This is a genomic window from Carnobacterium alterfunditum DSM 5972, from assembly GCF_000744115.1.
Classification (GTDB): domain Bacteria; phylum Bacillota; class Bacilli; order Lactobacillales; family Carnobacteriaceae; genus Carnobacterium_B; species Carnobacterium_B alterfunditum.
Map to the genome: position 1 here is coordinate 1,699,506 of NZ_JQLG01000004.1, position 25,867 is coordinate 1,725,372.

The 25,867-nt window shown below is 35.1% G+C and carries 24 protein-coding genes and 1 pseudogene; 19 read left to right on the plus strand and 6 right to left on the minus strand.

Annotated elements, in window-relative coordinates; genetic code table 11:
* Positions 1 to 88: 88 nt before the first annotated feature.
* The 3 genes from BR50_RS08500 (at position 89) to BR50_RS08510 (ending at position 2,148) form a co-directional block, all read left to right on the plus strand.
* The gene (locus tag BR50_RS08500) at positions 89 to 250 is read left to right on the plus strand and encodes a UV damage endonuclease UvsE (protein WP_034547815.1); all 162 of its coding nucleotides are present in this window, start codon (positions 89 to 91) and stop codon (positions 248 to 250) included.
* Between the two features lie 380 nt (positions 251 to 630).
* Positions 631 to 1,422: a heliorhodopsin HeR gene (gene heR / locus BR50_RS08505; protein WP_034547816.1), complete on the plus strand. Its 792-nt coding sequence runs from the start codon at positions 631 to 633 to the stop codon at positions 1,420 to 1,422.
* Between the two features lie 87 nt (positions 1,423 to 1,509).
* A complete protein-coding gene (locus BR50_RS08510; RefSeq protein ID WP_051905774.1) occupies positions 1,510 to 2,148 on the plus strand; it encodes a ferritin-like domain-containing protein in 639 nt (212 codons plus the stop codon).
* Positions 2,149 to 2,301: 153 nt separating this feature from the next.
* On the opposite strand, the gene BR50_RS08515 is transcribed toward BR50_RS08510, so the two are convergent.
* On the minus strand, positions 2,302 to 2,901 hold the full coding sequence (locus tag BR50_RS08515; protein ID WP_034547817.1) for a carboxymuconolactone decarboxylase family protein: 600 nt from the start codon (positions 2,899 to 2,901) through the stop codon (positions 2,302 to 2,304).
* 601 nt (positions 2,902 to 3,502) lie between these two features.
* Between BR50_RS08515 and BR50_RS08520 the strand changes: the two genes are divergently transcribed.
* The 4 genes and pseudogenes from BR50_RS08520 (at position 3,503) to BR50_RS08530 (ending at position 6,390) form a co-directional block, all read left to right on the plus strand.
* Positions 3,503 to 4,087: a general stress protein gene (locus tag BR50_RS08520; protein ID WP_051905775.1), complete on the plus strand. Its 585-nt coding sequence runs from the start codon at positions 3,503 to 3,505 to the stop codon at positions 4,085 to 4,087.
* A gap of 151 nt (positions 4,088 to 4,238) precedes the next feature.
* Positions 4,239 to 4,929 (plus strand): annotated as a pseudogene (locus BR50_RS08525) (ABC transporter ATP-binding protein); the annotation flags it as partial.
* Positions 4,917 to 5,138 (plus strand): DUF4162 domain-containing protein, encoded by a 222-nt coding sequence (locus BR50_RS13140; RefSeq protein ID WP_425429673.1) that lies wholly within the window; start codon positions 4,917 to 4,919, stop codon positions 5,136 to 5,138. The pseudogene BR50_RS08525 and the gene BR50_RS13140, both read left to right, overlap by 13 nt.
* Positions 5,122 to 6,390 (plus strand): ABC transporter permease, encoded by a 1,269-nt coding sequence (locus tag BR50_RS08530; protein ID WP_245792770.1) that lies wholly within the window; start codon positions 5,122 to 5,124, stop codon positions 6,388 to 6,390. The genes BR50_RS13140 and BR50_RS08530 overlap by 17 nt, the downstream gene beginning before the upstream one ends.
* A gap of 48 nt (positions 6,391 to 6,438) precedes the next feature.
* Here BR50_RS08530 and BR50_RS08535 read toward each other — a convergent pair whose 3' ends face one another.
* Positions 6,439 to 7,026, minus strand: coding sequence for a YslB family protein (locus BR50_RS08535; protein WP_245792772.1), 588 nt, complete (start codon positions 7,024 to 7,026; stop codon positions 6,439 to 6,441).
* 196 nt (positions 7,027 to 7,222) lie between these two features.
* Here BR50_RS08535 and BR50_RS08540 point away from each other — a divergent pair, with 196 nt between their 5' ends.
* From BR50_RS08540 to BR50_RS08570, 7 genes are all read left to right on the plus strand, one after another.
* Positions 7,223 to 8,182 carry an IS30 family transposase gene (locus tag BR50_RS08540; protein WP_034546336.1) on the plus strand — a complete coding sequence of 320 codons (960 nt, stop codon included), beginning with the start codon at positions 7,223 to 7,225 and terminating at the stop codon, positions 8,180 to 8,182.
* Positions 8,183 to 8,312: 130 nt separating this feature from the next.
* Entirely contained in the window at positions 8,313 to 9,131 is an 819-nt protein-coding gene (racE, locus tag BR50_RS08545) for a glutamate racemase (RefSeq protein ID WP_034547821.1), read from the plus strand.
* 40 nt (positions 9,132 to 9,171) lie between these two features.
* Positions 9,172 to 10,536, plus strand: a complete 1,365-nt coding sequence (gene rph / locus BR50_RS08550; protein ID WP_034547823.1) for a ribonuclease PH — start codon at positions 9,172 to 9,174, stop codon at positions 10,534 to 10,536.
* Positions 10,537 to 10,564: 28 nt separating this feature from the next.
* Entirely contained in the window at positions 10,565 to 11,083 is a 519-nt protein-coding gene (locus BR50_RS08555; RefSeq protein WP_034547826.1) for a metallophosphoesterase, read from the plus strand.
* 124 nt (positions 11,084 to 11,207) lie between these two features.
* Positions 11,208 to 11,687: a cyclic-di-AMP-binding protein CbpB gene (cbpB, locus tag BR50_RS08560; RefSeq protein WP_034547828.1), complete on the plus strand. Its 480-nt coding sequence runs from the start codon at positions 11,208 to 11,210 to the stop codon at positions 11,685 to 11,687.
* 30 nt (positions 11,688 to 11,717) lie between these two features.
* Positions 11,718 to 12,419, plus strand: coding sequence for a 2,3,4,5-tetrahydropyridine-2,6-dicarboxylate N-acetyltransferase (dapD, locus tag BR50_RS08565; RefSeq protein ID WP_143298350.1), 702 nt, complete (start codon positions 11,718 to 11,720; stop codon positions 12,417 to 12,419).
* A gap of 90 nt (positions 12,420 to 12,509) precedes the next feature.
* The gene (locus BR50_RS08570; RefSeq protein ID WP_034547834.1) at positions 12,510 to 13,649 is read left to right on the plus strand and encodes an N-acetyldiaminopimelate deacetylase; all 1,140 of its coding nucleotides are present in this window, start codon (positions 12,510 to 12,512) and stop codon (positions 13,647 to 13,649) included.
* 172 nt (positions 13,650 to 13,821) lie between these two features.
* On the opposite strand, the gene BR50_RS08575 is transcribed toward BR50_RS08570, so the two are convergent.
* Positions 13,822 to 14,988, minus strand: coding sequence for an MGDG synthase family glycosyltransferase (locus BR50_RS08575; RefSeq protein WP_034547836.1), 1,167 nt, complete (start codon positions 14,986 to 14,988; stop codon positions 13,822 to 13,824).
* A gap of 36 nt (positions 14,989 to 15,024) precedes the next feature.
* Complete coding sequence (locus tag BR50_RS08580; RefSeq protein WP_034547838.1) at positions 15,025 to 15,927, minus strand: mechanosensitive ion channel family protein; 903 nt, start codon at positions 15,925 to 15,927, stop codon at positions 15,025 to 15,027.
* A gap of 279 nt (positions 15,928 to 16,206) precedes the next feature.
* Here BR50_RS08580 and BR50_RS08585 point away from each other — a divergent pair, with 279 nt between their 5' ends.
* The 3 genes from BR50_RS08585 (at position 16,207) to BR50_RS08595 (ending at position 18,902) form a co-directional block, all read left to right on the plus strand.
* Positions 16,207 to 17,592 carry an ISLre2 family transposase gene (locus BR50_RS08585; RefSeq protein WP_034547577.1) on the plus strand — a complete coding sequence of 462 codons (1,386 nt, stop codon included), beginning with the start codon at positions 16,207 to 16,209 and terminating at the stop codon, positions 17,590 to 17,592.
* Positions 17,593 to 17,857: 265 nt separating this feature from the next.
* Entirely contained in the window at positions 17,858 to 18,292 is a 435-nt protein-coding gene (locus tag BR50_RS08590) for a DUF948 domain-containing protein (protein ID WP_034547840.1), read from the plus strand.
* 58 nt (positions 18,293 to 18,350) lie between these two features.
* Positions 18,351 to 18,902, plus strand: a complete 552-nt coding sequence (locus BR50_RS08595; RefSeq protein ID WP_034547843.1) for a YtxH domain-containing protein — start codon at positions 18,351 to 18,353, stop codon at positions 18,900 to 18,902.
* 123 nt (positions 18,903 to 19,025) lie between these two features.
* On the opposite strand, the gene BR50_RS08600 is transcribed toward BR50_RS08595, so the two are convergent.
* Complete coding sequence (locus tag BR50_RS08600; protein ID WP_051905777.1) at positions 19,026 to 20,120, minus strand: M24 family metallopeptidase; 1,095 nt, start codon at positions 20,118 to 20,120, stop codon at positions 19,026 to 19,028.
* 229 nt (positions 20,121 to 20,349) lie between these two features.
* Here BR50_RS08600 and ccpA point away from each other — a divergent pair, with 229 nt between their 5' ends.
* Positions 20,350 to 21,360, plus strand: a complete 1,011-nt coding sequence (gene ccpA, locus BR50_RS08605) for a catabolite control protein A (RefSeq protein ID WP_034547845.1) — start codon at positions 20,350 to 20,352, stop codon at positions 21,358 to 21,360.
* 93 nt (positions 21,361 to 21,453) lie between these two features.
* Here ccpA and BR50_RS08610 read toward each other — a convergent pair whose 3' ends face one another.
* Positions 21,454 to 24,294 carry a transglycosylase domain-containing protein gene (locus BR50_RS08610; protein WP_034547847.1) on the minus strand — a complete coding sequence of 947 codons (2,841 nt, stop codon included), beginning with the start codon at positions 24,292 to 24,294 and terminating at the stop codon, positions 21,454 to 21,456.
* Between the two features lie 580 nt (positions 24,295 to 24,874).
* Between BR50_RS08610 and BR50_RS08615 the strand changes: the two genes are divergently transcribed.
* The gene (locus BR50_RS08615; RefSeq protein ID WP_034547849.1) at positions 24,875 to 25,861 is read left to right on the plus strand and encodes an ABC transporter substrate-binding protein; all 987 of its coding nucleotides are present in this window, start codon (positions 24,875 to 24,877) and stop codon (positions 25,859 to 25,861) included.
* The last annotated feature ends 6 nt before the right edge of the window (positions 25,862 to 25,867 follow it).

Consider the following 25,867-nt stretch of genomic DNA (forward strand, 5'->3'; position numbering starts at 1 on the left):
AATGATTGATGATGGGTAAAAATTGCAGTATACTACTTTATTGGATCAAGAAAAATTCTATTAATTCACATATGAAAGAGGTTAAAATATGAATATACAAAAAATTGTCGCCTTAGTTATTTTACTTTCAGGAGTTATTTTACTTGTTTACGGATTTGTAGAGAGCAATCAGGTTTCATTTATTACGGGAATTGTTCTGATCGTGATCACGATTTTAGATTATATGAAATTAAAAAACAAGGAAAAATAACGGTAATAAGTCACTATCCATTAATTAACATATGAAAAAATGCCTAGTTTTTTTAACCCTTCTTTGACACTTATAGAAAAAACCAATAAACGCTGATGGTACAGCTTTTATTGGTTTTTTCTATGTAGTTAAAAAGGGTGCTTTTTTTTCGAAGATAAAATTTTCTTTCAACAGTCAGTATGTAATGTATACTGCGATTTATTTCTTTAAGGGGCATTACAGTAAACAAATGGAGTAGTAGGTGTGGAGTGTACTTAATGATTGGGTCATTCTGGTGGAAATAACCATCCGAATAGAATATAATAAAATTAATAAATAGGATAGCGGTCCACACTTGCTTGAGAGACATTTTATTTTAAAAGAGAGAGGGGTTTTAACTGATGAGAGAGATTACACATGCTAAATTAAGGAAATTCAACATGATCATGGGAGGCCTTCATTTGCTTCAAGGGCTTGCAATGCTTTTTCTGGCGACAAGCGTGATCCAAACAATTGGAGAATTTTCGCCACAAATCACGCAAAATTATTTGGCGTTCAATCAAGAGACGAGTTCACTTGAACTGGAATCAAAAGTATTGTTCGACTTGCCGTTCGGTATTTTAGTGGCTTCATTTTTATTCATCTCGGCTGGTGCTCATGCACTTATTTCGATACCAAAAAAACTGAATGATATTTACAATTCAGATTTGGAAAAGGGTATTAATAAATTCCGTTGGTTTGAGTACGCGATTAGTTCTTCTATTATGATTGTTTTGATTGCGACGTTGTTCGGAATCTATGATATTGCATCGCTTGTATTAATATTCGCAGTCAATGCGACGATGAACTTATTTGGTTTAGTCATGGAACAATTGAATACTGGTAAATCAAAAGGAAACATCATCTGGGGGCCGTTCATTTGGGGTTCAATTGCCGGTATCGCACCTTGGATAGCCATCCTGTTGTACATGTTCGGCAATGGTAATTTTGATCAGGTCCCTTGGTTCGTATGGGCCATCGTCGGGACGTATTTTGTGGCATTCAACACATTCCCCGTAAACATGATTTTACAATACAAGAAAATTGGGAAATGGAAAGATTATGTCTATGGTGAAAGAATTTATATCATCTTAAGTCTTGTTGCCAAATCTATTTTGGCTTGGCTGGTTCTTTTCGGAGCGATGCAGCCTTAATTTATAAAGATTGAAAAATTGAGTGTTACTTCATTTACGATTTTTTCTGTATAAGGTACTTTGATGAATCCGAAGGAGTGATCAAGTATGAGAAGTCAGATGAAACAGCTGCTTGCGTGGTTTACCTTGATTTTGAGTTTGGGCTTAATGGCAGGTTGTTCCAACACCGACGAGGGAATATCAGGTGATTCTTCAGCAACGCTATCATCCACAGGGTCTGAAAAGAGTGCGACAGAATCTAGCAGTGCTGACATTTCATCCGAAAGCTCTAGTTCTGAACCTTCAGCCGCAGAGAAGGCCGGCTATGGAGCAGTTGGAGCGCTTGCGGATTCGGAGATGACAATAGAGGATATGCTGGTATACGCCATCCAAGATGAGCATTTGGCGCACGGGGAATATGCTCTTGTACTAGAAAAATTTGGTGACCAAAATCCGTTTAATAATATCGTACTTTCTGAAGAACAACATATAGCCGAATTGACCGCCATTTTTGAAAAATATGGTTTTGCGATTCCAGCAGATGAATCGGCTGAACATGTTTTTGTTCCTACGACAGTTAAAGAGGGATTGGAAAATTGCGCAGACGGTGAAGTCGATAATATTGCGATGTACAATAAATTTTTAGAGCTAGAAATTCCCGAAGATGTTCGGATGGTATTTACCTCTTTGCGGAACGCTTCTGAGGGACATTTGAAATCTTTTCAGCAGAATCTCGAAAAATATTAAAAAAAATCAAATAAAAATAAGAATGAAAGCCTGCTATTTGAGAGGTCTTCGTTCTTATTTTTTTAGGAAATGATAAATTTTCTAAGTGTAAAATTACTTTTTAGGTCAAATAGTATCCTCGTTAAACATTGCTAAACGAATCAAGACAGCCTCTCATGAAAAACGGATGATTGGCTTTTTCAAAAAGTCAGCAATAATTGCTTGAAAGATAGCCACAGGAAGATAAATGATGAGGCTGGAAATCATGCCCAGTTCATAGAACAGGCTGCTTTTCTTGATGGCCTTGCCTTTTATGCGACTAAATAAAGCGCTCAATGCGATGCCGTGGACATTCCCAATCATGATGGAACGGATCGCCCCTAAGATTCCTGTTGCTTTATTTTCTCCATATAGTGACACGATACGGTTCCATGATTCTTCAGTGGGGTTGCCACGAGTATCTGCATAGTGTTGAGCAAACAGAAAGGCAGGCATTTCATCGGAAGGGATATCATCAGCTGTTCCGGTCAATAGATTCTGTATTTCCTGATTGCTAAAACCTTGTTCAAGAAGAGCCATCTTTGTGTGGGCATAAGAACAAACTTCGCAACCGTTGACCTCCGTCACACCCAACATGATCCTTTCAATGAGTTCAGATTGCAATGATTTGTCTTTTTTGGCTTTGATCATGTATTTCATTGTCCGTATCCCTTGATAAAGAATGGGATAAAACTCTTGGATTGAATAGTTTTTTTTGTAGAATTCTTGTGCCATTTCAGTCTCCTTTTACTTTGTCATCGTCACATTATAGTCTTACCAGTAATCATTATACCCCGCAGCGTATATGTTGTACATTATTATGTTTAACTATAAAAAGTAAAATAAGAATTTGATGCTTTTAAATGCATAAGAATATTTTTTTATCATAGTAGATCACGTGAAATAGCGTCATTTGCAATAAAGGAGTTTGTCAAAAGATAAGCTATTTCGATTCTTAAGCTATTGTTCGATAGATAAATACTGAAATATCGCGTCTATATCTACTAGTTAGTGAAAAAGAGCAAAGTAATTAGTGCTTTTAAGAACTAAGTGTGGTATACTATTGGATGTAGATGTACGTGGTGTTTCACTTTTTAGAGGTCAAACGATTGTTTTTTCTTGTGTTTAAATAAGGTATAGGTTCGAATCCTATCTTCTACATTCTCAACTACCTTAACTAAAGGTAGTTTTTTTTTTACTTTATAAGGAATTAATACAAAAGCTATTTATGGTTTTGTAAGGTTAAATAAATTTTAAACCGTATTATTTGGGAACGCCTTCTTTATTTGGTACTATTATGTTGTAGAAATTAAATATGATAGGAGGGCAAATAAGTATGGTGAAAAAATTCAAAGGTGCTTACCAATCAGTTGAGGAAGCTGCAGCTCAAGTTGAACATTTGATTATAGAAGGTTATCAGCCTGAAGATATAACTGTTGTTACTCATAAAGAAAATAAAGGTACGATTGAAAGTTTAACTATTGCAGAAGTGGACCCTATTCTTAATAAACAAAATAAATCAGTATGGGATCGTGCCAGAGATACGTTTAGTGAATCAGAGGTCGAGAACCCGCTTAAAAAATATAAATTAGATTTTGGAATTACCGAACGATACAATAAAACAATAAAGCATGGTGGTTATGTGATCATCACTGAGGAAACAGAAGCGAACCAAGTGGATCATCATCCAAGAAATAGATCGATAAAAGATAAAGATGATCCCACTTTGCCGACTATTGGTGAGGTATCAGCATCTGTTAAAGGAAAAATCCCGACTGGAAGTAACAAAGGACCTTCGATAGAAGGGATTCCTCTAAAAGAATCTGATGGAACATTCGGTGGGAATCATCCAATCGACAATCCAAGTATGCCTAGAGCACCAGGAACAGACTTGCAACGGGATATTCAAGTAGATAAATGAAAGTGTACCGAAAAGCGAATTGAGACAACTGTCTCAATTCGCTTTTTAGCTTTGATCAAGAAGAACAAAAGCTCCTTAGTTATTGATAGTTTATTGGTAGAAAGTCTGTTAAACTTAATGTCTAAATACATAGATATTAGGGGGAAAAGTTATGCTAGAAGTTAAGAATTTGAAAAAAACTTTCGGAGCACTGACAGCTGTTGATGATATCAGTTTTACGATTCCGGATGGTCAAATTCTAGGTATGATCGGTCAGAATGGAGCAGGAAAAACGACAACTTTTCGGTTGATATTAAACTTTTTAACAGCTGATTCTGGGGAAATTTTATGGAATGGACAACCAATAAAAAAATCAGATTATGATATTATCGGTTATTTACCAGAGGAACGTGGCTTATATCCTAAAGTTTCAATAGAAGATCAAATTATTTATTTTGCACAATTACGAGGGAAATCTAAAAAAGAAATCAAGCCTCAAATAGATAAATGGATGGAAAAGTTTCAAGTTAAAGGAAAGAAAACGGATAAAATCAAATCGTTATCTAAAGGCAACCAACAAAAAATCCAGTTGATTGCTACTCTGATCCATCAGCCTAAGCTCGTTATTTTGGATGAACCGTTTAGTGGATTAGATCCCGTTAATGCTAGTTTATTAGAAGCAGGGATCAAAGAATTGAAAAAGCAAGGAGCATCCGTTATTTTTTCTAGCCACAACATGAATAACGTTGAAGATATCTGTGATCATTTAGTTATGTTACGAGATGGTAAAATGGTATTAGATGGAACAGTTCGCGAAATCAGAGAGCAGTTCGGACGGAAAAAATTATTTTTGGAAACACTAGTTTCTAGTGATGAATTAAAAAAAATGCCAGGAGTATTGAAGGTCGAAACGACAAAGGATGGTTTAAAAGTTCTTGATTTAGAACATCCTGAAGATGGAAAGGCAATTTTTGGAAAAGTGACAAAAAATGGGTATATCACTACTTTCAGTCAGCAGCCACCCACTATAGAAGAAATCTTTAAAATGAAAGCTGGTGAACCTATTGAATAAGTTTTGGGTGATCGTGAGTGATGTCTACAAAAAAAATGTTAAGTCCTTTAGTTTTTTAACAATGGTACTTTCACCTATAGTGATGCTCTTGATCATTGGTGGAGTTGTCTACTTTATCGACCAAACTGAAAATGATACGCCTGAAATTGCTATTTTAACAACTGACCAAGAAGTACAGACGCTATTAGCAACAGAAGAAAATCAATTTACCATCAATAAAGAAATTACAACTAAAGAAGCTGCAGAAGAAGCTATGAAGCAAGAAGAGTTAGATGGTTATTTAGAAGTCAGCTCTGAAAATCAACTCGTTACCGCTAAGTATGTGGATACGTCGTCCAGTGATACTTTGGATGTGACTGTTTTAAGCGGTCTTTTGACAGCTATTCAGTTAAATAGAAAAGCTGCGGAATATGGATTGACACAACAAGAAACCAAGGAATTAATATCGCCAGCTAATTTAGCAACTGAAACGATCGATTTTGAAAATGGCGAAATAACAAGCAAAGACAGTACTGCTGAGACCATCAAAATGTGGAGCTCCTATATTGTTGGGATCGCAATTTTTATTTTTATTATTAATTATGCAAGCATTATTGGGACAGAAATTGCATCTGAAAAAGGGACACGGATCATGGAAGTTATTTTATCAAGCGTTTCTTCAACTGTTCATTTTTTCGGGAAATTATCAGGTATTTTATTGGTTTGTCTGACACAAATCATTATCTATGTTATTTTGATCTTGATTGCTTATCCTTTTGTGAAAAATATGGAATTTATTCAAGAATTCTTGCAAGGCATTGATCTTGGAGAGTTGTTGAGTAATTTAATTGGCACAACACTTATTTACTTTGTATTAGGGATCATTCTGTATGCTGGATTAGCAGCCTTCTTTGGTTCACTAGTAACTAAAATCGAGGATGTCAATAAAGCTGTTACACCTTTGATTTTCTTGGCAATGATTGGATTTTATGGTGGGTTATTTGCTTTTGCTAGTCCAAATCAACTTATTGTTAAGGTTGGTTCATATATTCCTTTTTTCACACCATTCATTATGCCGTTTAGGGTAGCAAGTGAAACGGTCTCAACTGCTGGAATAGGGATTTCTATCATAGTGATGATTGTGTTCACTATACTATTTACCTTGTTATCGCTAGTTATGTACCGCTCAAATGTGCTAGTCTACTCAGATGCTGGAATGATGAAAACGATGAAAACATCTTGGAGTATTTTAAAAAATGAACGAAAAAAATAAAATCAAAAAAAAACTGGGCTATTTGCATCCCAGTTTTTTTTGCTTCGATCATAATTTATGCCTGGAAGATCTTGAAGGTAAAGCTTGTTCATCTGATTCAGTAAGTTCATCATTCATCAGACCATCTTTTTCATCTCGATTATCATTATGATCATCCAAAATAAAATGAGTCAGTGGTTCTTCAATTGATAAACGGTCTTGTGCATCTGATTGCACGATAAAAGTAATGATTTTTGTTTTCTTATTGACTTCAGTTAGAGCTTCAGTATACAAACTATCTTGCATTTGAATTTGTTCAGCTAGAAATCCAGCTTCTAAATTAAAACTAGACTGTACGTGTTCTAAACGAGCCTGCACAATTTCACCGGACAAAGTATAAATCTGTTTGTTGTGTTGATCCTTACTCAATTTTAGTAGGCCAAAACCGGCTTTATCAAAAAAATGAATAATATCTTGTCTGTTTTTAAGTGGGTATTGTCTAGCCAATTCTTTGCCAGCCCAATATAAAATTTCATGTGTATCTGCTCCTAATAAATTGGGTATCAATATATCTCTGATCAATTCGTATCCAAACAAGGAAGGCATATCATTAAATTTTTCTAGATCCACTTGTTGTTCATTTTTGCTTCTACTCACTTGCTCATTCACCTCTTCTGTCATTGAAGATTTATTATAACGTGATTTGAAACAGAAACCTACACTTTTACAAAAAAATACGATTCAGTGGTTTTTAACAAACGTGGATTGTAAGATTAAGCTATACAAATAAAAAAGCCATTCGTGATACACTCTAATTGTATTTCCAACCATAGAAAACAAGGAGTGATCACAAATGACCTATACCCATATTACCATGGATGAACTAGTGATGATAGAAGCTTATTACCATCAAGGTATTCCAGTTGCTAAAATAGCTGCTTACTTGAATCGTACTCGAACACCGATTAATAATGTTATCAGGTTCTTCAGAGCAGGACATACAGCTTTCGAGTATTACCTACGGTATAAGAAAAACAAGAAGCAGTGTGGACGCGAAAAAGTTGTTTTACCAGAAGAACAACATCTTTATATCAAGGAAAAAGTAGCTGAAGGCTGGACGCCTGATGTCATTATTGGCCGTAAAGAAATGACAATAGACTGTTCCGTACGAACACTTTATAGACAATTTAAAGAAAAAACATTCGATGAAGCTACCCTTCCAATGAAAGGGAAAAGAAAGCCTAACGGACATCAAGAACGTAGAGGTAGACAAGCTTATAAACGAAATATCTCTGAAAGAATAATAGATTATCCAACATTTAAAGAAGAATTTGGTCATATCGAAGGAGATACCATTGTAGGTGTCCGCCACAAAAGTGCGGTCATTACTCTAGTAGAGATTTTATCGAAAGCTATCATTACCTTAAAGCCCAAAGGGCGTAAAGCCTGCGACATTGAGAGTGCTATGAATCAATGGTTCCAATCCATACCAAAAAAATTATTCAAATCCATTACTTTTGATTGCGGTAAGGAGTTCTCCAACTGGAAATCTTTGTGCAACCAGCATGATGTCGCTATCTACTTCGCTGACCCTGGAACGCCTTCACAACGAGCTTTAAACGAGAATTCTAATGGGCTTCTTCGAAAAGATGGATTGCCAAAAGAAATGGATTTCAACGAAGTTGATCAGGCTTTCGTATCGTCTGTTGCACACAAACGGAATATAATTCCAAGAAAGTCATTAAATTACCAAACACCGCTGGAAGTTTTTATGAGTTACATGGATGAAGATATTTTGTATAGCTTAATTTGACAAATCAGAAAATAAAAAAGGGGTATTTAAATATTTATCAAAGTTAATTTACTTAATCCCTTGAATTTAAGTGTAAAAAAAGGGAAAATAAGAAGAGTGTACAAATGAAACTAAATTGAGGTTGTTAAAAATGAAAAAACAAGCGATAGGTTTTATAGATTCAGGAGTTGGTGGTTTAACTGTAGTGAAAGAGGCTATGCGACAACTTCCAAATGAATCCATTTATTATGTAGGAGATACTGCTCGTTGCCCTTATGGCCCAAGACCTGAAGAACAAGTTAGACAGTTCACTTGGGAAATGACGCATTTTTTATTGAATAAGGATATTAAAATGCTCGTAATTGCTTGCAATACTGCTACTGCAGTAGCTTTAGAAGATTTGAAAAAGAAATTAGCTATACCAATCATCGGTGTTATCTTACCCGGAAGCCGTGCTGCCATCAAGGCAACAAAAAATAATCGCATCGGAATCATTGGAACTGAAGGTACGGTAAATAGCGATAAATATAAAAAAATGATTCAATCAAAAGACCTTTTGACATCCGTGAATAGTTTAGCTTGTCCAAAATTTGTCCCTTTGGTTGAAAGTAATGAATACAGAAGTTCGATTGCTAAAAAAATTGTCGCAGAAACTTTGAAACCGATCAAAAATAAAAAAATCGATACATTAATTTTAGGCTGTACTCATTACCCTTTGTTGAGCTCTATAATCCAAAACGTGATGGGAGATTCAGTGACATTGATTGATTCAGGTGCGGAAACGATCAGTGAAGTGAGTACTATTTTAGATTACTTTAATCTTGCAGAATTAAGTGAAAACAAAGAAGTTTCCGAACGAAAATTTTTCACCACAGGATCTACCCACATGTTTAATGATATTGCCTCTCAATGGTTAGGCGATGAGGCATTAGATATTGAACATATTAAGTTAGGAACAGAAAAAATTTAAACTAGAGCTAAAAGCTCGACTAAAAAAGTGAGGTTCAAGTATGCGTGCAGATGGTAGAAAAAATGACGAAAATCGATTGATGACAATAGAAACCAATTATTTGAAAAATCCTGAAGGATCGGTATTAGTTTCTTTCGGTGATACGAAAGTAATTTGTAATGCGACAATTGAAACTAAAGTTCCACGTTTTTTAAAGGGAATGAAAAGCGGCTGGGTCCATGCTGAATACAGTATGCTGCCTAGGGCTACTAATACGCGAAATATTCGTGAAGCAGCTAAAGGTAAACTAAGCGGCCGTACAATGGAAATCCAACGGCTGATTGCTCGTTCATTACGCTCAAGCATCGATTTAGAAGCGTTAGGAGAACGTTCTATCACGGTAGATTGTGACGTGATCCAAGCAGACGGTGGAACGCGTACTGCTAGTGTGACAGGCGCATTTGTAGCTTTGAAATTAGCTATTCAAACATTGTTAGATAGTGGTGAATTGGCACTTAGTCCTATAAAAGAAAATGTAGCCGCTATAAGCGTAGGAATTTTAACGGATGGACAAGCTGTGTTAGATTTAAATTATTTAGAAGATAGTGCAGCAGATGTGGATATGAATTTAGTTATGACTTCTGGCGGACAATTTGTTGAAATTCAAGGTACAGGTGAAGAAGCTACCTTTTCTGCCGATCAACTTTCAGTATTATTAGAATTTGGGAAAAAAGGAATCAAAGAATTGATACAAATACAAAATGACGCTTTTGATCAAGCGGTCGCTTTAAAAAATGAAGAAGTAACGATTCATCCGGCGGTTGCCAAAGATGAAATTTTAATTGCGACAAATAATGTTGGCAAAGCAAAAGAATTCGAAGCGTTGTTTGCTGAAAAAGGATTCAAGGTGAAAACATTGCGTGATTTCCCAGAGATTCCTGAAGTTGAGGAAACAGGAATTACATTTAAAGAAAATGCACTATTAAAAGCAGAAACGATTGCCCATACACTCAATATGGTAGTGCTAGCTGATGATTCAGGATTGAAAGTTGATGCACTAGATGGTGCACCAGGAGTGTTTTCTGCTCGTTATGCTGGGGAATTTAAAAGTGATGCCGCGAATAATGCAAAATTATTGCATGAATTAACAGATATACCCAAAGAAAAGCGGACTGCTCAATTTCATTGTACTCTTGCACTTGCTTTGCCAGGGAAAGACAGCTTGGTTGTTGAAGGCGAAGTAGAAGGATCCATCTTGACCATTCCTAAAGGGGAAAATGGTTTTGGCTATGATCCGTTATTTTTTGTTGAAAGTAAAGGCAAAACAATGGCCGAGTTGTCTCAAGAAGATAAAAATACTTTAAGTCATCGTGCAGTAGCATTAGAAAAATTAGATGAAGTATGGGATGAATGGATAAACCGTTAACATAATGCATCATTAATGGGGGTAAAGCATGAAAGTATTAGTTATAAGCGATAGTCATGGGGATCGGGAGATTTTAGTTGAACTCGTTGAACGCTATAAGGATAAAGTGGATCAAATCTTTCATTGCGGTGATTCCGAATTGGAAGCAACAGATCCAATTTGGGATTCAGTGATGGCAGTTAGAGGGAATATGGATTTTACTGATGAGTATAAGTTGACACAAATCGCTGATGTAAAAAATGAACGCATATTTATGGCTCATGGGCATCGATTTAATGTTAATCATGGCATGCAAGAGTTAGTTTATGCAGCCCAAGCAGAAAATGCAGATTATGCATTTTTTGGGCATACTCATCAAGCTAAATCTGAAAAAATAAACAATATAGTAGTATTGAATCCTGGCAGTATTTCAGAGCCGAGGGGTCACTATCAAGTTCCAACTTACGCCATTGTCGAGAGCGATGAGCACCAAATAGCGGTTACTTATTACAATAGAGCACATAAATCCATGGATGAGTTAAACAGTCATTTTTCTAAAAATAAGTAAACAAAAAGCTTTTTAAATTGGCTTATCATTTTTTATTTATTTCCATTGAGTTACTACTCTTTAACGAACTTTTAACGTAGAATAGTACTTGGATCTAGTAATCTAAAGAAAGGAAATGAAGATAATGATTGGGAAAGAAATTGGTAAGATGTTACTGGAAAATAAAGAGAATCTTTTGATTCCAGCTGACAGAGTAGCCCATGTTCAAATGAATAATCGATTGAATCATGCATTATTAGTTCTTACAAAAATAGGGTATTCAGTTATTCCGGTTCTAGATAATAATTATAAAATTAGAGGCCTTATTTCTATGCCCATGATTATTGAAGCGATAACAGGATTAGAAGATATCAACTTTGATAAATTAGGTGATATAGTGGTTTCAGATGTGATGAACACTGATTTTGCTGTGGTAAACGACCCTTATGATCTAGAAGAAGTTCTTCATTTATTAGTGAATCATGCATTTATATGTGTAGCAAGTGACGATGGCAGTTTTATTGGGATCATCACGAGAAGTGAAATCTTAAAAGGAACGAATCGAATTGCCCACGAGTTTGAAAATAAATATGATGTGATCCGAAAAACAGAACATTTGCATTGAAAAGTTACTAATTAGAAAAGGATGATGAAAATGAATGCTAATGAAATTATTGAATTTATAGCTAAAAGTGAAAAAAAAACACCAGTAAAAGTTTATTTAAAGGGTAAATTAGATCAACTAAATTTTCCTGAAACCATCAAAAATTTCACAACTGATGAAGTAGGCACTATTTTTGGTGAATGGAGTGTGATCGAACCTTTCTTAGAAGAGAATAAGGAATGGATCGAAGATAAAGTAATTGAGAATGATCGCCGTAATTCTGCTATTCCATTAGTAGATATGAAAAAATTTAAAGCCCGAATTGAGCCAGGTGCTTTTATACGGGATCAAGTCGAAATAGGTGATTCAGCCGTGATCATGATGGGCGCTGTAATTAATATTGGTGCAATCATCGGTGAAAAAACAATGATCGATATGGGTGCTGTATTAGGCGGGAGAGCAATAGTTGGGAAAAACTGTCATATAGGTGCAGGCACAGTATTAGCAGGTGTAGTCGAACCTGCTAGTGCTCAACCCGTTATTGTAGAAGATAATGTTTTGATCGGAGCTAATGCAGTTGTATTAGAGGGTGTTCGAATTGGAGAAGGTGCCATTGTTGCAGCAGGTGCTATTGTTATCCAAGATGTTGAACCTTATACCGTTGTAGCTGGAACACCGGCAAAAAAGATCAAAAACGTTGACGAAAAAACAAAAAGTAAAACAGGTTTAATTGACGCTTTACGCGAACTATAAATATAAAAAAGATAAAATCAAAAGAGCATGAAACAGTATAGGAGAAATCTCATTCTGCTTCATCTCTTTTTTTAGAAGAGAGTGAAGAAAATGACACAAGAGAACCCTTTTATCCAAATGCGAAGAGAATTGCATTTGATTCCTGAAATTGGTTTAGAAGAGTACAAAACGCATGATTATCTAATGTCTAAAATCAAAGAGTTGCCACAGGAAAATTTAAAGATAAAAACATGGGAAACAGCTATTGTAGTCCGTGTAAAAGGCAGTGTTGGGGAAAAAACGATTGGTTGGAGAACCGATATAGATGGTTTGCCAGTAATAGAAGAAACAGACTTACCTTTTCGATCTACTCACGAGGGAAGAATGCATGCTTGTGGTCATGATGTACACATGTCGATTGCATTAGGATTATTAACGTATTTTAGTTCTCATCAAACAGTAGATGATTTAGTGTTTATTTTTCAACCAGCTGAAGAGAATGTGAGCGGAGCAAAAATCATTTATGATAGTGGTTTTTTAAATGATTATATGCCAGACGAAATTTATGCACTGCATGTGAAACCGGATTTACCAGTTGGAACTTTAGGAACAAAAGTAGGAACGTTATTTGCTGGCACATGTGCGATCAATGTAGAATTTCGCGGTACAGGCGGACACGCTGCATACCCGCATGAATCGAATGATATGATAGTAGCTGCAAGTCAATTTATCAATCAAATTCAAACGATCATTAGTCGAAGTGTTAACCCAATGGAAGGCACAGTGATTACTTTAGGAACAATGCATGCTGGAACAGCTGGAAATATTATTAGTGGATATGCTAGCCTTACTGGGACTATAAGAACATTAACCTCTGAGATGAGTAAGTTGACCCAACAAAGAGTAAGAGATATTGTTAAAGGGATCGAGTTGTCTTATAATTGCAAAATTTATTTAGATTTAGACCAAGGTGGTTATTACCCTGTAGTCAACAACGAAGTAGAAACGCTAGCCTTTATTGATTATATGACAAAAAAAAAAGGTATCGAATACAAAGATATGGAAACAGAAATGACAGGTGAAGATTTTGGCTATTATTTAGACAAAATTCCTGGCACGATGTTTTGGTTAGGTGTCGATTGTCCTTATGGTTTGCATCACCCTAAAATGACACCAAATGAAAAAGCTATTCCCTTTGCTATTGAACATGTAGGTGATTTTTTAGAAAAAAAAGCTAACAAACTATTGTAAAATAATCAAAAAGTTCCTAGTTTAAATCAATTGATTTAAACTGGGAACTTTTTTGATTATCTTGAATTTGGCATCGGTCACTTAATGAATAAATAAAACAAATCCATTAAAAAGTAAAGTACGAACGTATTCAACGAACATCAATTGAATACGTTGAAACAAGAATTTTTTATCAACTTTCAATCTCATTTGAGTTATGGTCAGCCTCATTAAAAATAGAAGGTTTTTCAATCAGCGCTAAAACTTTATCTATTATGAGTGCAGATGCATGCGGATGGAAGTGGTTTTCCATTTGATCGGTCAAATTTTTTGCTAAAAGAGGTTGTTTTAATAAAATTGAAATAGCTGGTACAATCTCATCTTCTGATTTTGTAACAATGGCCATTCCTTCTTTTTCGAAAAATCTTGCATTATCTTTTTCTTGTCCAGGAACAGCAGGTGTTAAAACTAAAGGGATTCGAATTGCCAGAGCTTCTGAAAGAGAAATCCCCCCAGCTTTGGTAACCATAATGTCAGATTGATTCATTAAATCGGCCATATTTGAAACGTACCCAAGAATGGTTACGTTACCATCACTTTTATAAGCTTGCATAAGTTCATTGGAAAGTAGTTTATTAGAACCGCAGACGACTGTTATATGCAAATTTTCTTTCACTTTTAATTCTTCGATAATTTTAGCTAAATCTTTTACTACTCCGTAAGCACCAGCAGAAATTAGTAAGTTCTTTGTTTGAATGGAGATATCAGACTCATGAGAAGAAGGCTTATCATAAAGGTAAAATTCTTCTTTTATAGGAATACCTGATACGGTAATTTTATTTTCATTTATTCCAGTATCTACTAATTCTTTCTTCAAACTATCACAAGCTACAAAAAAATAATCGATGCCGTCTGAAATCCAGCGGGTATGCAAGCAGAAATCAGTTAATACATTAATAAATGGGATCACAGCCTTGGTACTTTTGGTATGCTGTTTGTAGATAGGCAAAGCTTGCATTGGAAAAGTATTGATCACAAGATCAAAATCATTTTCTTTCATCAGCTGACTGATACGCATATAACCATATCTGTCGATCATTCGATCAATTCTAAAATCAGTTAATCTAAAATCAGATTTATAATAAAGAAAACCATAGATGTTTTGCCCTTTAGTAAAACTTTTAATGTAAAGTTTCCTAGTAACGTTAGTCAAAACAGGATGTGCTTCGTAAAATAAATCTGATGTAATAATATTGGAGATGCCACGTTTATTTAATTCTGTAATTAGGGAACGAGTCACCTCAAGATGACCATTTCCATAACTTCCAGTTAAAATTAATATTTTAGGTGGTACTGACATTAACGTTTGCCTCCTTAGGTTAAAGATACGAAATTGTTACTGTACAATATTAAGCGGATTGACAGGTATTTCAATGCCCTCTTTTGTTAAAGCAGTTACGTATGCTTGAGAAAAAGCATTCTGTATTTCATATTCATGTCCATGTAAGACAAATATCACAATTCTTACCCCGTAGTAACCATTTCCAAGATGAATCAAGCCTAAGCTAGTAGGAGGTTCGGTAATATCTGGATACTGTGGAACAATTTGATCATTCACATTTGCGATGATCAAATTTACTTTTTCGATATCAGTATTTGGTAAAAGCCGAATGTCAACTTGAGCACGCATGTCTTCACGTGATTTATTGCTTACGATAGTAATATAGCGATTAGGTACAAAGTTAAGCGTTCCATCAAAGCTTTTTACTTTAGTCGTTTTTAAATTCACATCAACAACAGTACCCGAAACAGTATCTAAGTTAACAATATCGCCGACGTCTATTTGCTTTTCAAGCAGCAGAAAAAACCCATTTACTATATCGCTGACGAATCCTTGAGCCCCAAGAGATAAAGCTAAACCGATGACCCCAGCCCCAGCAAGCAGAGTACCGACAGGAATACCAATAGCTGAAAGAATCGCATAGAATAAGAAAAAGCCTACAAAGGATTGAAATAAATTTTTGGTCAAATTATAGAGTGTATTTAAGCGATTTGTAGATATATCTTTTTTCTTTCGGTAATTTTCAAATGTTCGTTCAATAAAAAAGTTTCCAATGATTTTTACAACGAAAAAGAAAATCATGAAAAATAAAATTTGAATGACACTGGCTGTCACCATGGAAATAATACTGCTCCAATCGATTGAAGTCCAAAATTTCGAAAAAATATTGGTCTGTTCTGTAAAAGTATCAACAACATCAACTGCAATTGAACTATCTAATTGATTACTACTGTCCATAAACTAAATACTCCTTTAAATAAATATATTTCTATTTGAATGTTCTTTATCATAATAACAAATATCTAAGCAAAATTATAGTGACAGCTGTATTAAGAAAAGTCTAAATTTTTAAATGAAAATGAAAGAATAAAAATAACGAATATAATATAAAAGAAGGAGCATAAAAGTATTCGGTTTCGTTAGTGTAAAATAATTGTTGGAAAATAAAAAAAAGAAACAACTCCTGTGTTAAACTGTTTTTACCTACTAAAAACATAGAACAGGAGTTGTTCCTTAATGGATATTATACAGCATGTCATGACAGAAATCAGCAAAATGATGAGTAGAAATATTGAATTGACCCAAAATAAACAATTGCCTTTTAATGAATTGATTTCAAACGTTCAAGAAACAATGAATCAAGTAGGGATTGCATTGGTAGAAGATTATATTGTCCAACTGGACACTATTTTGAGAAAAGACACGACACGAAAAGAGTTGTATCATGTCCAACGGAACAAGGATCAGAAACTAATTGCGACTACTATGGGAGATATCATTCTAGACAGAACGTATTACAAAAACAAGCAAACAGGTGAGTTTTCTTATCTAGTGGATGATTATTTAGAACTCGAACCGCATGCCCGGATGGATTTAGGATTAACAGCTGCCATCTTAGAAAAAGCGAAAGATTTGTCGTATCAAAAAACAATCGATAGCTTTAAAAACATTTCAATCCATAGTCGGAGTTCAGTTATGAACGTTGTTCATAAACATTTAGTAGAGCCTACAGAAGCAGATTTACCAGCGCATAAGAAGTCCATCGACCGATTATATATTGAAGCAGATGAAGATCACGTGGCTTATCAAGATGGCACCAATCGCTTCATGAAATTGGTTTATGTCTATGAAGGACGGAAAGAATCCACGGGAATCACTAAAAGAGTTGAGTTACAGGGGAAACGCTACTTTACCGGTCTTTATCCAGATAATGATGACTTATGGGAAACTGTACTCGATTACTTGGAAGAAGCGTATGATTTAAATCAAGTAAAGAAAATCTACATTTCTGGCGATGGAGCAGCTTGGATTAAATCCGGTACGAAAATGATACCCAAAAGCGAATTTGTCTTAGATTATTTTCACTTATCAAAATACATTAAAAAAGCCTGTATAGGGCATCATGAATGGATTTCTAATCTCTATAGGTGGATTTATAGTAACGAAAAAGAGTTGCTTAAATTGTACTTTAAAACACGTTTAGATGATGATTTAAGAGAATCTGAAAGAAAAGCTTTAGAAGAATCAAGACGCTATATTCTAAGGCACTGGGAAGCCATCCAAAAGCAAAAAGATCCCAATTATTATGGTTGTAGTGCCGAAGGGCATATTAGTCACATTCTATCTGCTCGACTTAGCTCCCGACCATTAGGCTGGAGTTTAACCGGTGCAGAACATATTGCGAAATTGAGAGCCTACACTTTTAATGGTGGAGACATAAAAACAGCTTTAAAAAGAGAAAATAAAACACGTATTCGTCAACTAGCGATTAAAAAATTAGATAAACGAGTCAATCGGAAATACACCCAACAATTCCAACCAGTGTATGGAGGGCTTCCCGCGCTGACTCAGTATAAAAAAAGTCCGTTATCATTTGTATTAAAAGGAATACGTGGAAAATAGATTTTTAATGTGATTCCCTTCAAAGCTAAAAGGAATTTTTCCTTTTAGCTTTGAAGGGAATGAACCAAGCGGAGCGCGGTAGGCGATTCCTTAAGATAAAAAAGAACGATTTAGCTAGGAGAATTTTTTTCCAACAATAAATTGACACTATCTTCGGTTTCATATTATTTGATGTAAAAAATAAATAATGGTATTCTATACGTGTAGAAGATTTTTTATTTCTAAATAAAAAATGAAAAGATATAGAAGGAAGTGAGGAGTTTATATGACAGGTGGAGAAATTGCAGCATTGATAGCTGCTGTAGCTTTTGCAGCATTGGTTGTGTTTTTAATCATTGTATTGTTAAAAGTTTCTAAGGTAATTGGAGAAGTCCAAACAACAGTTAATGAAGCTAACAAAAGCATTAGTATACTAACAAAAGATGCGGATAGTCTTCTGATCGAAGTAGAAGGTTTATTAAATAAATCCAATGCTACATTAGATGATGTCAATGGGAAATTAGGTAAAACTGACCCAGTATTTAAAGCCATTGGTGATTTAGGGGCAACTGTTTCAAGTTTAAATGATTCTACTCGTAATTTAACTACACATGTCACTGGAGCAACTAAGAAAACAGCTCAAGCAGGCATGGTAAGCAAAATGGGTAAAACAGCAGTAAATATGAATAAAAAGCGTAAAAATAAAAAAGAGCACGTTTAAGTTATCAAATAAGAAACTAAAACATTCATAATGGATCAAGAAAAGGGGAGAAGTATAGATGGCTAAAAAATGTGGATTTCTTTTAGGAGCAATTATAGGCGCTGCAACGGCAGGAGTTACAGCTTTATTGTACGCACCAAAATCTGGTAAAGAATTACGTGAAGAGTTGAATCAACAAACAACTGATGCTAAAAGCTCAGCAAAAGAATATGCAGATATCGCTAAGGAAAAAGGAAAAGAAGTGAAAACTGTTGCTAAAGATGCATCAGATGAGATTAAAATCAGCTTGAAAGAATCAGCTTCCCAAATAAAAGAACAGTTAACACGTGCTTCAAAAGATGTAGGAGAAGAGTTGAATAGTCTTAAAAAATCAACAACAGACATAGCACAAGAATTGAAAGAAATCGCTGCTGAAACAGCAGAAGATATAAACGTAACAGCAAAAGATACATTAGAAGAAGTTAAATCAACTACAAAAGAAAGTAAAGAAGATATTGAAAGTAGTACGATGGATTTTGATAATGATCAAGAAAAAGTTGAAGAAGATTTTGATTATTCAACAACAAATATTAATTCAGAACAAACTGAAGAAGATGGAAAGAAAGATTAGCATAGAACAACTAATACAAATAAACGAATTTAACTTCAAAAGTAAAAAGCAGTGAACCTCTGAGGGATTCGCTGCTTTTTACTTTTGTTGTATAAAATAGCTTTAATTTTTCAAGTTGTAGATTTAGATGGAAGTATACGTAATGGGCGTATGAGTGAAAACTTTGCAACCGTCTTTTGTGACGACCACACAATCTTCTATCCGAACGCCTGCAATACCAGGTAAATAGATACCAGGTTCGATTGAGAAACACATACCTTCTTGAATAACAAAATCACTATCTTGCATGATAGACGGAAATTCATGAACTGAACTTCCTAGACCATGACCTAAACGATGAGTAAAGTATTGACCGTAACCTGCTTTAGTGATAATATCCCGAGCGATTTTATCTAATTCGCCAGCGGTTATGCCTGGTTTAACGGCTGTCAATGCAGCGTTGTAGGCTTCTAATACAACGTCATATATTTCTTTTGCTTGTTTTGAAGGTTCTCCGAAAGCAATTGTACGAGTAGCATCACTAGTGTACCCATTATAAACGACACCTAGATCAAATAAAACAAATTCATTTAATTGTATTCGTCTTTTTCCAGGTGTACCATGTGGACTAGCGGCATTAACTCCAGTCAAGACCATTGTTTCAAAACTCATTTCTTTAATGCCTTCTTTTTTTAAGGCGTATTCAATTTCTGCCACGATTTCTTCTTCGGACACACCTTCTTTAATTGCCTTAAAGCCAATTTCAAAAGCTCTGTCAGCCCATTTGCCCGCCTCCATCATTTTATTTATCTCATCTGGCGTTTTGATCAACTTCATAGCTTGTATTTTAGGAGTGACATCTGAAAAAGGAATGACTGGGAAAAAAGATTGGAGTTTTTCAAATCGTCCAACGGTTAAAAAATCTTTTTCAATAGCTATACTGCTAAGATCACTTTTACGAGATGCTAAGTGGATTGCAATAAGAGCCCATGGATCCTCATTGTCTAAATAGCCATAAACATCATGTGACCAGTCACTTTTCAAGGCATCTTCTTTTTCAAGTTCAGGTGTAAAGAGAAAAGGTTCTCCAGTAGCAAAAACGGCCAAAGCTAAAATACGCTCGTGCGGATCACTTTCATAGCCACTTAAGTAGGCAATTGTACTAGGTTCATTAATAAAAGCAACATCTATCCTCTGTTCGACTAACCATCTTTGTAATATATTTAGGTGTGTATTCACAATAATTATCCCTGCTTTCGTATGAATGTATTAAGGTAATTGTAGCACTATTAATAATGATTTTCTTAAAGAAAACTAAAAAATAAAAATAGTGAAAAGTATAATTAATGAAAGAAATTATGAAATTTTCATGAAAATGAAAATGAAACGCTTGCATTGCTAGTGTGAATTTGCTAAATTAGTAGTATACAAAAAGTAAACGAATCTAATTATTTAAAGGAGATTAATCATGGAAAAACAAACTATCACTATTTATGATGTTGCAAGAGAAGCAAATGTTTCAATGGCAACTGTTTCACGGGTTGTAAACGGCAATCCAAATGTAAAACCAACTACTCGGAAAAAAGTATTAGAAGTAATCGATCGTCTAGACTATCGTCCAAATGCAGTTGCTCGTGGATTGGCAAGTAAAAAGTCAACAACTGTAGGGGTTATTATTCCTGATGTAACGAATCTATATTTTTCATCTTTGGCAAGAGGAATCGATGACATTGCAACAATGTATAAATACAATATCATTTTAGCTAACTCTGATCAAAATGACATTAAAGAGATCCAAGTGTTGAATACACTGCTAGCTAAGCAGGTAGATGGCATTATTTATATGGGTCATAAAATTTCAGACGAATTAAGAGCAGAGTTCTCACGTTCGAAAACGCCTGTTGTTTTGGCAGGAACAGTTGATCCAGATGAACAAATGGGCAGTGTGAATATTGATTACGAAGCTGCAACAGAACAAACAATTACACAATTGATTGCTAGTGGACATGAACGTATTGCTTTCGTTTCTGGATCGATCGCTCAAGAGCCTATCAATGGTATTTACCGATTAAAAGGGTATAAAACGGCCTTAGAAACTGCGGGTATTGCTTATGATGAAAGTTTGATTTTTGAAACAGCCTATACGTTTGTAGCTGGAGAAGAAGTTTATACTAAATTAGCTGAAGCGGGAGCAACTGCCGTATTCGCTGGTGATGATGAAATTGCTGTAGGGATCATGAACGGAGCTTTAGATCATTTCGTTAAAATACCGGAAGAATTCGAAGTCGTTACTGCAAATAACTCTAAATTATCTGAAATGGTAAGACCTAAATTGAGTACCATTACTCAACCATTATATGATATTGGTGCCGTATCTATGCGTTTATTAACTAAGTTGATGAATAAAGAAGACGTAGATGAAAAAACGATTATTTTACCTCACCACATTGCAAATAGAGGAACAACTAAAGAAAACTAAAAAAAATAATAAGACATCGATTTTGTAGTATCCCTTAAAAGTTAGAGAAAACCAACTTTTGCGAGGCGTATTACAATTCGATGTCTTATTTTTTTATTCTCTCTTCTTAGCTTCTTCAGCTTTCTTCTTAGCGGCTTCTTGCGCTTGTTTATCTTTTTCTACTTTCTTTTTATCTGCTTCAACTTTTTTATCTTCTTCAGCTTTTTCCGTTTCAGCCGTTTTCTTATCTGCCGCAGCTTTTTTAGCTTCTTGAGAGCTAGCTGTTTTAGAAACATTATTCCAATAATCTGCTAATTCTTTTTCAGAAGCGCCAATCGCAAAGTTGTAGATAGTTGTTTTTGGGGCAAACTTCTTATTGAAAATTTCTGTTTTAGTAGCACCAGATGCGGTGACTTCTTTGCCATCACTTAATTTTACTTTTCCCGGCAGCATACCAGTTGCATTAAGAACCTTTGCTTCAACGATGCCTTCTGGTTTTTGGAACGTTTGGTCAATACCTAAAACGGTCGGGTTTGCATTGTAGATAGCATTCATTAAACGAGCCCAATGTCTTCTGTTTCTCAAGCTTGGACTTTCAGAACCGGAGTTAGTTAAGTCGTTAACAGAAGTATCGACAGCATTATCATATCCGATCCAAGAACTTAGGGTAACTTGAGGTGTATAACCGATAAACCAGATATCTTTTTGGCCATCTGATGTTCCAGTTTTACCTGCGATATCGGCTTTGAAATTTAATTGTCCTTCTATATCTTTCGCAGTACCAGACTCTAATACATCACGTAAAATATCGGTTGTCAGATAGGCTGTCTCGGCAGAAAATACTTCGACAGGTTCTGCTTCATGTTGATAGACGATAGTTCCGTCAGCCGCTTCAATTTTATCAATCACATGACCTTCTGTATAATTTCCGTCATTTGCTAAAGTAGAGAAGCCGTCTGTTTGATCTAAAACAGTAGTCCCCTTGGTGATCCCACCGATAGGAAGAGTGTAATAATCCCCTTGGTATTCTTCTGTCGTGATGACGTCAGATCCAAAGCCCATTTTGTGCATATATGATTCAAGTTTTTCTGCCATATTATAAGTGTTTTTCATTTGTTCATAGATTTTTGTTGTTACGATATTACTTGATTTTGATAGACCTGAACGCACATTGGTCCATTTATTCGGAGTCACATCTCCGAAGTTGGTTATCTCATGAGTACCTAAAGAACCATTTTCCCAGCTTGGTACTTTAGCAGAGCTTTCAAAAACCATAGTAGCTGGTGTGATGATGCCCTCTTCCAGCGCTGGGGCAAAGGCTAGTAAAGGTTTCATCGTTGAACCTGGGGAACGTGGAGCTTGGTATGCGTGATTAACTTGAGTGATTTCATAATCGACACCGCCTATAAAGGAGATTATTCTGCCAGTAGCGTTATCTCTTAAAATTGCGCCATTTTGAACTGGTTCAACTAGTTTTTTTGTTTCACCGGTTTCGGCATCAAAATAATCAACAACTTTGACTGTGCCCAAATCGCTCGTGTTGTTCACGATTGGATCGTTATTTTCGTCATAAGAAATTTCTGGTGATGCATACTGCTTAACTACATCATTCATAGCTTCATAAACGCCTTTATCAATGGTTGAATAAACTGTATAACCTTTTGTCCTTAAATCTTCGTTTGCTTGGTTATAATAAGAATCCCTCAAATCTTGATCATTAGAAAGGTCTTTAGCTGAAAAACCATCAGCTGTGTATAATTGATCCATTAGAATTTGTCTGGCTTGTTGTTCTACAAAGTTATATACATAATCAGTACTGTCTTTAATATCCATTTCTTGAGGTAAAAAGTCTTTCGCTAAATCGTAGGCTAAAGCAGTATCATATTCTTCTTTAGTAATGTATTGTTCACGGTACATTCTGAACAACACTTCGTTTTTACGGTCCATACCAGCAGAAAAATCTTCTTTAAGAGCGCCTGTTTGGGTGTAAGGGCTATAAATAATTGGATTCTGAGGCAGACCAGCAAGAAAAGCAGCCTGTGGTAAAGTCAACTCACTGGCTTTCAAACCAAATATACCTGTTGAAGCTTCATTCAAACCTGCGATGTTTTGTCCTTTATTATTTCTTCCAAAAGGGGAGACGTTTAAGTAATTTTCTAAAAGCTCCTCTTTTGTAAAGTAATTTTCAATACGAAAAGCCAATAAAATTTCATTTGCTTTTCTTTTAAAGGAAACTTCATTTGTCAATATTTGTTGTTTTACCAGTTGTTGAGTAAGAGTTGATCCGCCAGATGTCGTACCTGCACCGGAAACCTCTTGGAATAATGCTCGGACAACAGCTTTTGGAACCACTCCGGAGTGCTCATAAAAATATTCATCTTCAGTAGCGATAATAGCGTTTTGAACTAAAGGCGACATTTCACTTAAAGGGATCTCAGATCGTTTTAAATCAGTCTTTAAATCGCTGATTTTTTCTCCAGTAGCGTAATACATGGATGAGGTTGCTGAAACATTCTCAATATCTGTTTTCATTTCCTCATACGTTGGGATTTTTTCACCCGAAACTAGCGAAGCAAAGAATCCTAAGCCTATCCCACCTACAAGTGCCCCACCAATCAGTCCAATAATAACTATCATAATGAATAGGTTTTTGATTACACTATAGCCGACATTGAAGCCGAATAAAAATTTGCTTAATGTAAAATTTTTCCCTTCTTTATTTAACGCTCTTTTTTTATCACCATTTTGCTGCTTATCATTAGTAGCTGTTAAGGACGATGATTCATCTTGAGATTTTTCTTTATGTGGATTTATTCTTTTAAAACGAATGGATCGATAAAAATCTGTTCTCTTGAAAGAAATCCATTGTTTCTTCATAAATTGTATCGTTTTTTGAGAGACAATTTTTGTTTTCTCTAGCAATGTTGATCCATTAGTATTTCGTGGACTGTTCAAATTTAAGTCACCTCATAAAATTATATTTAATTACTCTAATTACTTGGCCTATTATAACAAAAAGAGAGTGGAAAGAGCAATTTTTGAAGAAACATTGCAGAAAATTAATATTTTATAAAGAACGAAGGTATAAAAGCGTATAGTTTTTACATTGAAGAATATTATAATAATCAAATGAATTTTAGATGAGTTTATTTTAATTTAACTATTGACTTTTCTCATTTGATTTTTTATACTTGTAACAACAAATACAAATCGAAATTGTGAGGGATTATTATGAACAGTCATGTAGCTAACCAAACACAATTAAATAATTATTACTTTAGCTATTTTAGGAGCTGTTTGTAGACCTGATTCATTATGGATACAAACAGGAAACAGAAATGTTTGTATCTATATGGCTAAAGCAATTTGATTTGCTAAGTATTTGCCACATAGAGATTATCTAAGTGGTGAATCATAAAGAATTTATTGTTTATTTTTACATAAAATAAACGCCCACTTAGGTAGTTTTCAATACTAAGTGGGCGTTTTTATTTTTTGTAAAAGAATAGATTCAAAAAAATAGGGGGAAATAAAGATGAGAACAAACGGGATGAAGAAAAAAATACTGACAGGTTTAGCAACCGTTTCAACAGGTTTATTGTTAGCAGCTTGCGGGAACACAAGTGAGACTGGAGATCCAGAGGAAACAAATGTGAACGTAGGTATTTTGCAATATATGGAACATGATTCATTATCAAAAGCGCGCGAGGGGTTTATCAGCGAATTAGAGGAAGCAGATTATATTGAAGGAGAAAACTTAACCATAAATTACCAGAATGCCCAAGGAGATCAAGCAAATTTACAAAGTATGAGTGAAAGTTTGATAGGTGAAAATGATGTTATCTTATCTATTGCAACACCAGCAGCACAGTCTTTAGCAACAGTGACACAAGAAGATCCTATTTTATTTACAGCAGTAACAGATCCAGTTGATGCCGGATTAGTTGCTGATAATAAAGTTCCAGGCGGGAATGTAACCGGAACGAGTGATATGGTTCCGATAGAAGCCCAAGTTGCTTTGCTTTTATCATTAGCAAAAGATGCTGAGACGGTTGGGATCATCTATAATTCAAGTGAACCAAATTCAAAAATCCAAGCAGATTTAGCTCAAAAAGCCATTGAAGCGGAAGGCTTAGAAGTGAAAACGTTAACCGTTACAACTACAAATGATGTTCAACAAGTAATGACAACATTAGCTCAGGAAGTTGATGCGGTATACATTCCAACTGATAATACATTAGCAAGCACAATGCCAACAGTTGGCGAGATCGCATTAGAATACAAATTGCCTGTTATACCAGGTTCAGCGGAAATGGTAGAAGCTGGAGGATTGGCAACTTATGGGATCAATTACGAAGAATTAGGACGTCAAACAGCTCAAATGGCACTCCAAATTATTGAAGAAGGTGCAGAAACAGCAGAAATGCCGGTTGAAACTTCTAATAACTTAGAACTTGTTATTAACGAAGAGGTGGCCGAATCATTAGGCATAGATCCTGAAAGTATTGTATTGCCTGACTAAACTGTA